This is a genomic window from Bradyrhizobium jicamae (genome assembly GCF_001440395.1).
In the GTDB taxonomy this organism is placed as follows: Bacteria; Pseudomonadota; Alphaproteobacteria; order Rhizobiales; family Xanthobacteraceae; genus Bradyrhizobium; species Bradyrhizobium jicamae.
Genome location: NZ_LLXZ01000102.1, coordinates 184575 through 198001 on the forward strand (window position 1 = coordinate 184575; position 13427 = coordinate 198001).

Annotated in this window: 10 protein-coding genes; 1 reads left to right on the forward strand and 9 read right to left on the reverse strand. The window is 63.6% G+C overall.

The genetic code is table 11. The features are described 5' to 3' along the window. Nucleotides 1–13: 13 nt before the first annotated feature. The 4 genes from CQ12_RS16765 to cax all read right to left on the reverse strand — a co-directional run bounded on the left by CQ12_RS16765 (nt 14) and on the right by cax (nt 6089). A complete protein-coding gene (locus CQ12_RS16765; RefSeq protein ID WP_057836447.1) occupies nt 14–1810 on the reverse strand; it encodes a peptide ABC transporter substrate-binding protein in 1797 nt (598 codons plus the stop codon). A 259-nt stretch (nt 1811–2069) separates the two neighbouring features. Continuing rightward, nucleotides 2070–3488, reverse strand: coding sequence for a M20 family metallopeptidase (locus tag CQ12_RS16770; protein ID WP_057836388.1), 1419 nt, complete (start codon nt 3486–3488; stop codon nt 2070–2072). Nucleotides 3489–3636: 148 nt separating this feature from the next. After that, nucleotides 3637–4884, reverse strand: a complete 1248-nt coding sequence (locus CQ12_RS16775) for a multidrug effflux MFS transporter (RefSeq protein WP_057836448.1) — start codon at nt 4882–4884, stop codon at nt 3637–3639. 101 nt (nt 4885–4985) lie between these two features. Continuing rightward, the gene (gene cax / locus CQ12_RS16780) at nt 4986–6089 is read right to left on the reverse strand and encodes a calcium/proton exchanger (RefSeq protein ID WP_057836389.1); all 1104 of its coding nucleotides are present in this window, start codon (nt 6087–6089) and stop codon (nt 4986–4988) included. A gap of 253 nt (nt 6090–6342) precedes the next feature. On the opposite strand from cax, the gene hemC reads away from it, so the two are divergent. After that, nucleotides 6343–7317 (forward strand): hydroxymethylbilane synthase, encoded by a 975-nt coding sequence (hemC, locus tag CQ12_RS16785; RefSeq protein WP_083519321.1) that lies wholly within the window; start codon nt 6343–6345, stop codon nt 7315–7317. Here the strand turns inward: hemC and CQ12_RS16790 are convergent. The 5 genes from CQ12_RS16790 to CQ12_RS16810 form a co-directional block, all read right to left on the reverse strand. Beyond that, nucleotides 7314–8225, reverse strand: coding sequence for a PEPxxWA-CTERM sorting domain-containing protein (locus CQ12_RS16790; RefSeq protein WP_083519322.1), 912 nt, complete (start codon nt 8223–8225; stop codon nt 7314–7316). The genes hemC and CQ12_RS16790 overlap by 4 nt on opposite strands. 127 nt (nt 8226–8352) lie before the next feature. Beyond that, nucleotides 8353–8823 carry a cyclic nucleotide-binding domain-containing protein gene (locus CQ12_RS16795; protein ID WP_057836391.1) on the reverse strand — a complete coding sequence of 157 codons (471 nt, stop codon included), beginning with the start codon at nt 8821–8823 and terminating at the stop codon, nt 8353–8355. Nucleotides 8824–8910: 87 nt separating this feature from the next. Further along, nucleotides 8911–9870, reverse strand: a complete 960-nt coding sequence (locus CQ12_RS16800) for a sugar ABC transporter substrate-binding protein (RefSeq protein ID WP_057836392.1) — start codon at nt 9868–9870, stop codon at nt 8911–8913. Nucleotides 9871–10011: 141 nt separating this feature from the next. Continuing rightward, on the reverse strand, nt 10012–12546 hold the full coding sequence (locus CQ12_RS16805; RefSeq protein ID WP_057836393.1) for a branched-chain amino acid ABC transporter ATP-binding protein/permease: 2535 nt from the start codon (nt 12544–12546) through the stop codon (nt 10012–10014). Further along, entirely contained in the window at nt 12543–13418 is an 876-nt protein-coding gene (locus tag CQ12_RS16810; RefSeq protein ID WP_057836394.1) for a branched-chain amino acid ABC transporter permease, read from the reverse strand. The genes CQ12_RS16805 and CQ12_RS16810 overlap by 4 nt, the downstream gene beginning before the upstream one ends. Nucleotides 13419–13427: the final 9 nt, after the last annotated feature.

A 13427-nucleotide genomic window follows, 5' to 3' on the forward strand; every position in this document is an offset into this window, starting at 1 on the left:
ATCCCTTCGATGATTAGCCCGTCGCCTCCCGGTACCAGTCGAACAGATTGTCGGTTTCGTTGGCCCAGCCGCTGACCACCGGTCGCAGCGTGTTGGCGCAGGCTTCCACCTTCAAGCGGTGCATCACCGGAATGAACACGATGTCCTGCATCATGATGTCGTTGGCCTTGATGTAGAGCGCGGCGCGTTTGACCAGATCGGTCTCGGCCTCGGCGCCGTCGATCGCCGCGTCATAGTCCTTGTTGACCCAGCGCGGGAAATTCACGCCCTGCCACTTGTTCTCCTTGGTGGCGACGTTGCGCGAGTGATAGCGGCGCATGTGCTGGGCCGGATCGGGCTGACTCATCGGGATCTGGAACATCTCCAGATCGGCGTAGAATTTGGCGTAGGTATCGGGATTGGCGACGTCGGAGGAGAAGAACACCGAGGCGACCACCGATTTCAATTCCACGTCGATGCCGGCCTTCTGGCAGGCCTGCTTGACGATGGCCTGGGTCTTCTGGCGCGGGCCGTTGATCGCAGTCTGGTACAGAAGCTTCAGCTTCTTGCCGTCCTTCTCGCGGATGCCGTCGGCGCCTGGCTTCCAGCCGGCCTCATCCAGCAGCTTGGACGCCTTCTCGATGCTGAATTCCCAGGTCGTATTCTTGGAGACGAATTTCTCCGGGCCGTTGAGGAAATTGGGCGTGACGCGCCCGGCGCGGCCGTAGATGACTTTCTTGACGGCCTCGCGATCGACCAGCATCGAGAGCGCCTTGCGCACCGCCGGATCGGAGAGCAGCGGATGCTTGGTCTTCATCGAGGACCGCTCGCCGTCGACCTCGGTGTTGGGATCGGTGAAGTTCAGCGCGATGAATTCGGTGTCGCCGCCGACCGCATAGACGGTCTTGCCCTTGCCGCCCTTTTCCAGCCGCAGCAGGACGTCGTCTTCTACCTGGATGTTCCAGCCGAAATCATATTCGCCGGTCTGGATGACGGCGCGCGCAGCCGAGACGGCATCGCCGCCGCCCTTCATCTCGATGGTGTCGAAGTGCGGACGGTTCGGCATGTGGTAGTCTGGATTGATCTCGCCGCGGATCACGTCGCCCGGCTTGAACTCGACGAATTTGTAGGGGCCGGTGCCGACCGGCGACAGATTGTTCGGCGCCTCGCGTGACTTGGCGCCTTTATAATCCGCGAACAGATGTTTCGGGATGATGCTGCCGGGGGCGCCGACAAAGGCGTCGGCCCAGAACGGCGTCGGCTTCTTGAACTTGATGCGGACGGTGAGGTCGTCGACCTTCTCGACGGTGATGTCGCGGTGGACGCCGATTGTCACGGTGGCGGTGGCGGGATCGCGGGCGTATTCCCAGTTGAACACCACGTCATCGGCGGTGAAGGGCTTGCCATCGTGCCATTTCACGCCGGGCTTGAGTTTCCAGATCACCGACATGCCGTCGGCGGACAGGCCGCCGTTCTGCAGCGAGGGAATCTCGGCGGCCAGAACCAGCTTCATGTTGCCGTCCGGATCCCAGCAGGCGAGCGGCTCATAGAACAGGCGGGAGCCGTCCTGGTCCTTGGTGCCGGTGGCGAAATGCGGATTGAGCAGGGTCGGTCCCTGCCACCAGAGCAGCTTGAGCGCGCCGCCGCCGCCGCGCTTGGTCGGCTTGTAGACGGAAGGACCTTCGGCCATGGCGACGCCGCCGATCGCCAGAAGCTGCGTAGCCATCGGCGCGGTGAGACCGACAGCAAGCATACGCTGGATGAAGCCGCGGCGGTCCATGCGCCCGTCCTTCACCTCGTCGATCATGGTTCGCAGTTCGGTATCCAGCATCGTTGTCCCCGTCCGGTTCTTTGTGTTTGAGGCGCGCCGGAGGCGGCGGCCTGAAAGTTCGGCGGTAAGAGGCACATTAAATGCGCCGGAGGTCAACGGCTGGCTGTCGACAATTGGCAGAATGGAAGGCGGCTGTGATTTTTGCTTGGGCAGAAACACGCTGCGGCGCACATCGCTTTGGCAATCCGGCGGCCGGGGCGCGTCAAAACCGCGCGAAATCGCGCCCCGCACTGCAAAAAATTTGTTCGCCCGGACCAGGTCAGGTCAGCGACATGTCCAGCGGTGGCGCGACGCTCTCCGGCAGCGGGTTGACGTAGGGGGTGCGGGCGGTGCGCTTCTTCAGGTCGGCCTGGGCGGCGGCGATCAAGTCCGGTTCCGTCAGCGCCCTGACGCCGAGGCCCGCCATCGCCTTGGCGGCCTGCACCATGGCCTTGTGGGCGTGCGGGCTCTTGCCCTGCGCCACCACCTGCCAGGTGTGGAAGGGGGTTCCGATCGCGACCGTCGGGGCGTGGACCTGAACCGTTGGCACGACCCAGCTCACGTCGCCGACATCGGTCGAGCCGATCAGGGGATTACGCTTGGCGTCCATCGGCACGATGAAATCCGCCAGCGGCCGGTCGGTCGGCTCCATCCCGATCGCATAATAAACGCTGGCGATGTCCTTCTCGGTCAGCGTCGCGCGGATCTTTTGCGCAAAGTCCTTGTCGGCGTCGTCGAAATGCGGCGGGCCGAGGTCCTCCATGATGCTGTGCAGCGCCGCTTCGAGCGGGGTGTTCGGCAACAAATTGGAGACGGCGGAAATGATCTTCATCTCCACTTTGGTCTCCGTCATCAGCGCCGCGCCCTGCGCGATCTTGTGGACGCGCTCCACCAGCTCGTTCATGCCGGGCAGGTCGCGGGCGCGGATCGAATAGCGCACGCGGGCATGGGCCTGCACCACGTTGGGGGCGATGCCGCCGGTATCGAGCAACGCATAGTGAACGCGCGCGTCGCTCGGCATGTGCTCGCGCATGTAGTTGACGCCGACATTCATCAGTTCGACCGCATCGAGCGCGCTGCGGCCGAGATGCGGCGAGGCCGCGGCATGCGATGTGCGGCCGGTGAAGATGAAATCGGCGCGGGTGTTGGCGAGCGATGGCGTCACCGCCACCTCCCAGAAACTGTTGGGGTGCCAGGTGATCGCGATGTCGGCGTCGTCGAAGGCGCCCGATCGCACCATGAAGGTCTTGGCGGCGCCGCCTTCCTCCGCGGGGCAGCCGTAATAGCGCACGCGCCCGGGCACCTTGTGCTCGGCGAGCCAATCCTTCACGGCGGTGGCGGCCAGCAGTGCGGCCGAGCCGAGCAGATTGTGGCCGCAGCCATGGCCGTGACCACCGGTCTCGATTGGTTTCGGCTCCGCCACACCGGCCTCCTGGCTGAGGCCGGGCAGCGCGTCGTACTCGCCGAGGAAAGCGATCACGGGTCCGCCTTCGCCCCATTCACCCATCAGGGCGGTCGGAATGCCCGCGACGTTCTCGGTGATGCGGAAACCCTGATGGCGCAGTTCGGCGAGATGCTCGGCGGACGAGCGCGCCTCGGTGTAGCAGACTTCGGGCATCGCCCAGACCCGGTCGCTCAAGGCGACAAAGCGCGGCTTGATGGTGTCGACGCCACGCCAGATAGTGCTGCGGTTATCCATTTTTATTTCCGATCCTGAAGGCGATGTGAGCGGGGAATTTATCAGCTTCGGCGGATAGCGCGCCCAGCGTGGAGCGGAAATCAGCCATGCGGCCGGGGCGGAACGAAGGGAGCGATCGCAAGACGGGCGCGAACGCGTATGCGACGGGTCACACCTTCAAGCCGTAGGGCCTGAACAGCCGGCCTTTCTCCACCACCAGCACCACGGCGAGCGCGGCCAGCGTGCAGAGCAGGAAGCCGGTCGCGAACGGCACCAGCGTGCCGTCATAGCCCTGACCGATGCTGGCGCCGATGCCGATGGCAAGCAGCGTGGTGATCGAGCCGTACAGCGACGCGGCAGTGCCGGCGATATGGCCCTGCGGCTCCATGGCGAGCGCGGTGAAATTGGCGATCATCAGCCCGAACGCAAACATCATCGCAGCCGAGAGCGCCATGAACAGCGGCAACGGCAGCATCTGCAGTTTTGCCGCGACCAGCATGGTCGCGGCGATGACCACGAAGCCGATCAGCGCGGCGTGGGAGATCACGCGCATGCCGAGGCGGCCGACGAGGCGGGAGTTGACGAAGCCGGCGATGGCGGTGCCGACGGCGACGCCGGCAAACGCCACCGGAAAATAATGCCCGAGCTGATAGATGCCGGTGAAGACCTGCTGCGAGATGAAGACGAAGGCGAACAGCGAGCCCAATACGCCGCCGGCGGCCAACGCATAACCCAGCGTCTGGCGGTTGGTCACGGTCTGGCGGAAGGCATCGAGCACCTCGCCGACGGCGAGCGAGCGGCGCCGCTCGGGAGCCAGCGTCTCCGGCAGGCGCAGCGCGCTCCAGATCAGCGCCACCACGCCATACAGCATCAGCACGATGAAGATGCCGCGCCAGTGCGACACCAAGAGCACAGCCTGGCCGAATGCCGGAGCGACGACGGGTACGGCGATGAAGATCATCATCGTCAGCGACATCACGCTCGCCATGCGCCGCCCCGCATAGCAGTCGCGCACGATCGAGGTCGCGATCACGCGGGTGGCCGAGGTGCTGAGGCCCTGCAGCGCGCGGGCCAGCAGCAGCGTTTCGAACGAAGGCGCGGCGATCGCGAGCAGGCTGGCGGCACAATAGACGGCCATGCCGCCGAGCAGGACCGGCCGCCGTCCGAACCGGTCGGACAAGGGGCCCATCACGAACTGGCCGACGCCGAAGCCGACCAGGAAGATCGACAGCACCATCTGCGGCCGGTTGACTGACGTGATGTGGAAGGCGGATGCGATGTTCGGCAGCGCCGGCAGCATCATGTCCATTGCAAGCGGATTCAGCGCCATGATCGAGGCGATCACGATGACGAATTCGGGAAAGCCCATCGGGCGGTGGCCTGAAGCGGCCAAGGCATCGGCACTGGTATCGGACAACGAAAAATCCTCTTGCACGGGGCAATCTATTCACGGTGCTGCAGCGCACAATCGGCGTTTTGGAATGGCTGGTCAACGGTGCAGCCACCCAACCTGACCGCTCATGAAGCGACGTGCGCTCCCGGCGGGACCACGTAGAGCGTCATGGCGAAGATGGCGTAGATGAACAGCAGCAGCGCGCCGATGAACCAGGCCGAGCGTCCGCTGTTGGTGATGAAGCATGCGGTGACGGTCGCGATCATCACCATGACGACCGCGCCCGGCCAGAACTGCAGGTCCATCGGCTTCGGTCCGATGACGTAACTGAGCAGCACCAGCACCGGCGCAACGAACAGCGCGATCTGCGAGGCGCTGCCGAGCGCAATGCCGACGCTCATGTCGAGGCGGTCTTTGCGCGCGGCGGAGAACGCCACCGCCATTTCGGCGGCGCCGCCGACCAGCGCAACGACGATGAAGCCGACAAATGCCGGACTCATTCCCAGTGTCTCGCCGGCCTTTTGCACCGAACCGACGAAGATGTGGCTGACCAGCGCCACCAGCACCGTCACTGCGATCAGCGTGCCGACGGCGACGCCGATCGGCAGCATTTCCTCGTCCTTCTCGGCGTGGTCTTCGCCGGCGAACAGATCCTTGTGTGTCTTCAGGGAGAACAGCAGGCTGAGCGCGTAGGCCGCAATCAGGAGAATGGCGAGGCCGGTCGAGAGCTTTTGCGTCACCGCCGTGCCTTGGGCCAGATCGAGGTTTGCGACTGCGGCGGGCGTGAGCAGGGCAACGGTCGCCATCAACAGTAGCGCCGCATGCAGCCTTCCGCCGGCGCGGTTGAATTCCTGGGTGCGGTAACGCAGCCCGCCGAGCAGGAACGACGCGCCCAGCATGAACAGCGCATTGGCGACGATCACGCCGGCAATCGACGCCTTCACCAGCATGTATTCGCCGGCATAAAGCGCCGCGATCGCGATGATCAACTCGGTCAGATTCCCCAATGTCGCGTTGAGCAAGCCGCCGATGGCATCGCCGGTTTTCTCGGCGACGCTTTCGGTGGCATGACTGAGCAGGGCGGCCAGCGGTACGATGGCGAGGACGGCGAGCACGAACAAAGCGGTGTGGGCCGACGGCGCCAGCACTTCTACTGCCAGCACGATCGGCACGAAGACCAATAGCCACAGCAGCGGGCTGTGGCGGATTTCCTTGAGCAGCATGTTCATGGTTTGGTCTCTCGCCTCGCCGCATTGCCGGAACCACCCTTGGCGAGGGGGAAAGGCCGATATTGACGTAGCTCAACGAATGCGTTGCTTCGGCGCGTTCGCCTTGACGGTGGCGACAGCGGTCCGCAGGCGGCAGTAAGCACCGTCATGTGCACGCGCCAAAATCATTGTTCTGACAGGCTGCTTGCTCTATCCCGTAAGGCTCGAAACAGCCGCAATTCGCCGGAACGGAGACAGGGTGTCAGGACAGAGCTTGAAGATCGGCACGCGCAAGAGCGCGATGGCGCTGGCGCAGACGGAAGGGATTGCGCGGCTGTTGCGCGCGGCCGATCCCGCGCTCGACGTCGAGATCGTCAAGTTCGAAACCCGCGGCGACCAGGACCAGACCAGCAAGCTGCTGCGCCATGGCGGCAAGGGCGGCGCCTTCGTCGCTGAAATTCGCGAGGCGATGCGGGCCGGGCAATTGCAGGCGGCGATGCATTCGCTGAAGGACGTGCCCGGCAATGAGGAAACGCCGGGCCTGATCATCGCCGCGACGCTGCCGCGCGACGCCGCCAACGATGCGCTGGTGCTGCGCCCCGGCCTTTCGCTCGATGAGTTTCGTGCAGCAAAAGGCAAGGGCTTCAAGATCGGCACCAATGCGGTGCGCCGCGCGGCCTATCTACGCCGGCTGTTTCCGGACGTGACTGTGATTCATTTCCGCGGCGCGGCGGATACGCGCGTGGCAAAGCTCGATCGCGGCGACAAGCAGCGATTGCCCGACGGCGGCGAGGTGGGTCCGGCCGATGCGCTGGTCATGGCGCGATCGGGCCTCGAGCGGATCGGAATGGCTTCCCGCATCGTCCATGATTTTTCGGTCCGCGAGATGCTGCCCGCGGTGGGGCAGGGCATCGTCGCGGTGGAATGCGTCGAGAAGGACTGGCTGACGCGCGGGCGGCTAGCGAAGATCGAGGATGTTTCATCGCGGCTCTGTGCGGAAGCCGAGCGCGAGGTGCTGTGGGTGCTCAACGGCCACTGCAATTCGCCGATCGCCGGCCACGCCACCCTTGATGGCCGCGAGATGACGCTGACGGCGGCGGTGCTGGATGAAGCCGGCGACCGTTTCATCGAGGTGTCGCGGCAGGGCGCGGCGGATCGGCCGCGCGAACTCGGCCGCGCGGTCGGCCTAGAGTTGCTGGACAAGGGCGCGGCCGAGATCATCGCGCGGACACGGCCGGACGAACATTAGGGCGCATACCCATAAAGCAGTTCGATCGCCACTCGATGTCCGATATGCGCCGATGGTGGACCCAATTCCGTATCGCGGCGGAACGACGCCAAGGGCCAACATGAGACATCGAGTTGCTTGTGAGCCAAACGAAAAGCCGCCCGAAGGCGGCTTTCCAAATTCGAAGTACGCCACGATCGGGCGAAACGACGCTTAGGCCCATTCTGCCTGCGGCGATAGGCCATGAAGCCCACGCCAGCGAAGCCGAGGATCATCATGGCCCAGGTCGATGGTTCAGGGACAGCCGCCACAGACGTTTCGAGGTTCAGGACCGCGGCCGGAGCCAGTGCGGATTGCGGTCCGAAAATCGCGAACAACTGCTCATTGGCAAATGGACCACTGATGGAAAGCAGCGAACCGCCGATCACAAACCTGTTGTCGCTTTGATTATGCGCAGCAGCATTCAAGGCGGCAATTGCCGCCTGTGAAAGCGTTACCGAGAACTGCTGTATGGGCCCGCCAGAGACGACTGCCGTGCCGTAGCTGTTGCCGTTGCCCAGATCATTGTAGATGCCGACATTGTTCTGTGAATTGCTGATGAGGGCATTGATGCTGCCGGTATAATCGAAAAGCCCCAAGGTCTCGCTGGTCGCAGAGGTATTGACTCCATTCCCGCCATAGAACGTGAGCGTCGCTGATGTTACGTTCTGGTTGGCCAAACCCGCGAGGTTGAAGGCAAGCCAGTTATGATATACTGCGCCGCTGAGATTGCTTGAGCCGACGTTGATGTTGGTGACGCCAGCGGTGAAACCACTGTTCGTATACCAACCGCTATCGAAGTTCTGGATCGTGGCGGCGTTTGAGGCTCCCGCGGTAATCACAGACAATAAAACCGCGCAGCTTAGCGCTTGCACCTTTAGAATACGCATTCCTTCAATTCCCTCACTTACCATTTTTTAAACAACCTGAAAAAATGCTAATTAAGGGATGCTACAGATTGATGACGGTCTAGGCGTCAGTCACGCTACGGGCCGCTGCGGGATGTATCGGCATCACCTACTGCCCGTGAATCAGCTCGGCAATGCGACGGTCGGCGCGGCGTAGCCGCCGGCACAGTTCGCGGTTGATATTCTGCATCACGATGACATAGCCGTGGATGTCGGCCTTGTAGTAGCTGTAGAGGTTTCCGGCCGTCAGTTCGTACAGCACGGTTTCGCTCTCCGCGACCACGGTGGCCGATCGGTTCTGCATTTCGATCAGCGTCATTTCGCCGAAGAAATCGCCGGGCTCGAGGCCCGACATCCGGATCGAGCGCCCAGCCTCACCGAGCTTGCTCACCACGAGCTCGCCCGAGAGAACGATGAACATCGAGCGTCCCGGTTCGCCCTCGGCGACGATCGTGGCGCCGGCGTCGAAGCGGCGTTCGACCAGCATGGAGATCAGGCGGTCGAGGCTGGCGTCGGAGAGGCCGCCGAAGAAAGGCGTGGCGAGCAAGAATGCTTTCAGATCGGGTGAGCTGACAGCCATCGCTCCAATATACGCCCGCGCCCGGCAGCGGCAACCTTCTCTTGCGGCTGCGGTCGTACCGCTAGTCGGTCACTGTTCCGAACCGCATCAGCGCGCGACGTCCGACCATTCGGGGCACGCACGCTGGTCGACCGGAACCAGCCACGCCTTGTAGTTGGTCTTGTCGATCACTTCCGCGGGCAGCATCACCTTTTCTGGCAGCGGCTCCTTCCTGAGGTGACGCACCGCGGCCCTTGTTGCCGTGCAGCCGATCTTGAACATGTTGAAGTCGACGGTGGCGAGCATGCCGCCGGCTTCGATCTGCTTCACGGCGGGGAGAATGCCGTTGATGCCGATTACGGTCGCCGTCCGGTTGGCGGCCTTCAGCGCCTCCAGTACGCCGAGCGCCATGCTGTCGTTCGCCGACAGCACCGCGTCGATCTCCTTGTGCTCGCTGAGAAACTTCTCCATCACGCGCCGTGCATCCGGCTGCTGATAATTGCCGATCCCCGATCCTAAAACCTGGATGCCGGGAAACTCGGCGAAGGCGCGCTGATAGCCGCGCACGCGCTCGCGGTTGGTCGGCGCGGCCGGCGTGCCCTCGATCACGACGATCTTTCCCTTGCCGCCGAGCTTTTCGAAGAGATAGCGCGCCTCGCGGTAGCCGATCTCGAAATCGTCGGCGCCGACATAGGTGACGAAGCTGCCGGGCAGCGGATTGGAAACCAGCACGATCGGGATTTTGGCGTCGTTGAGCTTCCTGACGGAATCGATCATGGCGACGTCGTCGACGGGAATGAAGATGATGGCATCGGGTCGCTCCTTCAGCACCTGTTCCACCATCGCCTTCTGTTCGTCGACGTTGTCGGGCTTGTCCGGGACGAGGTGGATCACCCTTACGCCCGACGTGCGGGCGATCTGGTCGGAAGCAATGCGGAAAGCTTCGTAGGCCGGGTTGGTGCGGTTCTTGGTGAAGACGGCGATGGTCATGGGGTTGTCGGCTGCGCTGGCGCGCAATGTGCACAGGGCTATTGCGCTCGATATCACCGCTGTCATCAGACTTCGCATCACTGCCTCCTTACGGGGCCGTCGTTGCCTGCGACAAACGCGAAGCGTTTGCGCAAGGGAGCGAAGCGACGAAGAAATCCATACTTTCTTGTGGCCCGATGGATTACTTCGCTTCGCTCGCAATGACGGCCGTGCATGTTGCTACAGCCACAAAATCTTCTTCCGGTATTCCAGATCGGTCAGCAGCGGCTGTGCCGGTCCCTCATGGAATACCGCGCCGCGCTCCAGCGCGAAGACGCGGTCGGCAAGCGCCAGCACGAGGTCGAGGTTGTGCTCGACGATGACGATGGAGATGTGCTGCCGCAGCCGGTCGAACACCCTGAACAGTTCGAGGATCACTGCCGGCGCCAGTCCCTCGAACGGCTCGTCGAGCAGCAGCAGTTTGACGTTCCCCGACATCGCGCGCGCGACCGCGACCATCTGCTGCTCGCCGCCGGAGAGATAGTCGGCGGCGACATCCATGCGCTCGCGCAGGCGCGGGAAATAGTCGAGGATCTGTTCTTCGGTCCACACCACGCCGGTGCTGCCGTCGGTCTTACGCGCCAGACGGCCGAGCGAAAGATTTTCGCGCACCGTCATGCCGGCGAACAGGCCGCGGCCCTGCGGTACGTAACCGATGCCGGCGCGCGCGATATCGGGGGCGGGCAGGCGGGAGATGTCGACGCCGGCATATTCGATGTTGCCCGACGACAGCGGCACGAGACCGGCGAGCGTCTTCAGTAGCGTCGACTTCCCCGCGCCGTTGCGGCCGAGGAGAGCGACGATCTCGCCCTCGCGCACGTCGAGCGTGGCGTCGTGCAGGATATGGCTCTTGCCGTAAAACGTGTTGACGCGCTCGAAGCGCAGGACCGGCGCTACACTCGCCTTCGCATATTCGCTGCTGAGATGCTCGACCTCGGGCACGCCGGTGCCGGTGTAGATCTCCTGCACCCTGCGGTCGGCGCGCACGGCCTCGGGCGTGCCGGTCATCAGCACCTCGCCCTGGTTCATCACGGTGACGGCGCGGGAGAAGCCGAGCACGCGATCGATATCGTGCTCGACGATCAGGACCGGAATGTTGGCGGCGATGTTCTTGACGAGGTTCGACACGCGCTCGCGCTCGGCGGCGGCAAGCCCGGCCAGCGGTTCGTCGAGCAGCAGCACCTGCGGCTTGGAGCCGAGCGCGATACCGAGGTCGACCAGCCGCTGCCCGCCATAGGAGAGTTCACCGCCTTCGATGGTCTCAATGCCTTCAAGGCCGAGGAATTTGATCAGCTCCGCGGTCTCGGCGTGGATATCGCTGTAATGGTCGATATCGCGCCACAGGTTGAAGCGGCCGGGGCTTTGCGCCTGCAGCGACAGTCGCAGGTTCTCGTAGATCGAGAGGCCTTTGAACAAATTGGTGATCTGGAACGAGCGGGCCAGACCCTGATGGCAGATCAGGTCGGAAGGCACGCCCTGAATCTCGCGGCCGTTCAGCTTGATGGTGCCGCCATCGGTCGGATAGAGACCGGAGACCAGATTGAACAGCGTGGTCTTTCCTGCGCCATTCGGCCCGATCAATGCGTGGATTTCGCCGGCGCCGACTGTGAGGCTTGCGTCGGTGACGGCGCGGATGCCGCCGAAGCTCTTCGAGACGCCTTGCACAGCGAGCACGGTGCCGTCGAGCGCTTGCGGGCGCAGGAAGGCCGGCAGCGGCAGGCCTTCGTAGATCTTGCGCCGGCTCATCGCGGCGGTCTCTTCCGGCGGAGGCCACCAGCGCTTTGACAGCGTCGCCCAGATGCCGACGAGGCCGCCCGGCGAATACAGGACGAAGGCGACGAAGACGAGGCCGAACCAGAGCAGCCAATTCGGCGTCCAGATCGAAAACAATTCGCGGAACAGGATGAAGAACAGCGCGCCGATCGCGGGTCCCAGCATGCTGCGCATGCCGCCGATCACAACGATGGCGAGCAACTCGCCGGAGAAGGGGACGGAGACCGCTTCGGCTGACACGAGATAGTTCTGGAAGCCGATCAGACCGCCAGCGAAGCCGGTGACGACGGCCGAGATCACGAACACGCCGAGCTTGTAGCGTTCGACCGGATAGCCCTGGAACGTGGCGCGCAACTGGTTCTCGCGGATCGCCATCAGCACGTGGCCGAATGGCGAGCGGACCAGGCGCAGCAGCAGATAGAGCACGCCAAGGCAGAGCACGGAGACGACGATGTAGTAGCTCAGTGCGCTATCGAGGCTGAACGGGCCGAGGTGACCGCGCTTCAATCCGCCGAGCCCGTCCTCGCCGCCGGTGACCGCGGTCCAGCGGAAGGCGATGGTGTAGGTCAGCGCCGACAGCGCCAGCGTCAGCAGCGAAAAGTAGACGCCGCGGCGTCGCAGGATGACGAAGCCGACGAAGGTCGCGATGACAGCGACGACGATCGCAGCCAGCGCAAGCGGCAGGAAGATGTCGTTGTTGAACCAGTTGCGCTGGATCAGCCCCGCCGCATAGGCGCCGATGCCGAACCAGGCGCCGTGGCCGAACGACACCAGCCCGGTGTAGCCGATGCAGAGGTTGAGCCCCATCGCAGCTATCGCAAGCGCCACGACCATGGTGCCGGTGTTGAGCGAGAGCCCGAGCAGATAGAGGCCGAACGGCAGCACGATGACGGCAAGCGTCGCCATCAACAGGGGGCGGTATTTGGCGAAATTGGTTGTCATTCGAATTTCTCGATCCGCTCGCCAAGCAACCCTCGCGGCCGCACCATCAGCACCAGGAACATCAGCACATAGATCGAGGCTTCACCGGCGGCGGGCGCAAAATGAATGGTGATGCCCCTGACGACGCCGACCAGCATCGCCGCAAGCACCACGCCCCAGAAACTGCCGAGGCCGCCGATCACGACGACGACAAAGGCGACCGTGATGATCTCGGCGCCCATCGCCGGATGCACGATCGTGATCGGGGCAAAGAACGCACCGCCAAGGGCTGCCATGCCGACGCCGAGCATCACGATCGCGGTCATGTAGGGCTGCAGGCGAATGCCGAGTGCTGCGACCATGTCCGGCCGCTGGATGCCGGCGCGCACGACGCGGCCAAAGGACGTTTTGTGCAGCAACAGCCAGACGCCGAGCAGCACCGCGGCAACAACGGCGAGGATCAGGAGGCGATAGCGCGAAAACAGGAAGTCGCCGAGGAAGACCGAGCCGCGAAAGCTCTGCGGGATCGCCGCCGAGATCGGCGGCGCGCCCCAGATGATCCGGATCGCCTGCTCGGTGACCATGGCGAGGCCGAACGTCACCAAGAGGCTCAGGATCGGATCGGCGTCGTAGAACCTTCGCAGGATGAAGCGTTCGAAGAGAATCCCGAGCAGCGCCACGGCGATCGGCGACAGCACTATCGCCGAGCCGAAGCCGAGATATTTCGTGATCTCGACGGAGACATAGGCGCCGAGCGCATAGAACGCGCCATGCGCGAGATTGACGATGCCGCCGACGCTGAAGATCAGCGACAGGCCAAGCGCAATCAGGAGGTAATAGCCTCCAAGCACGAGGCCATTCACCACCTGTTCGAGCAGAAAACCGAACTGCATGTGCGATCC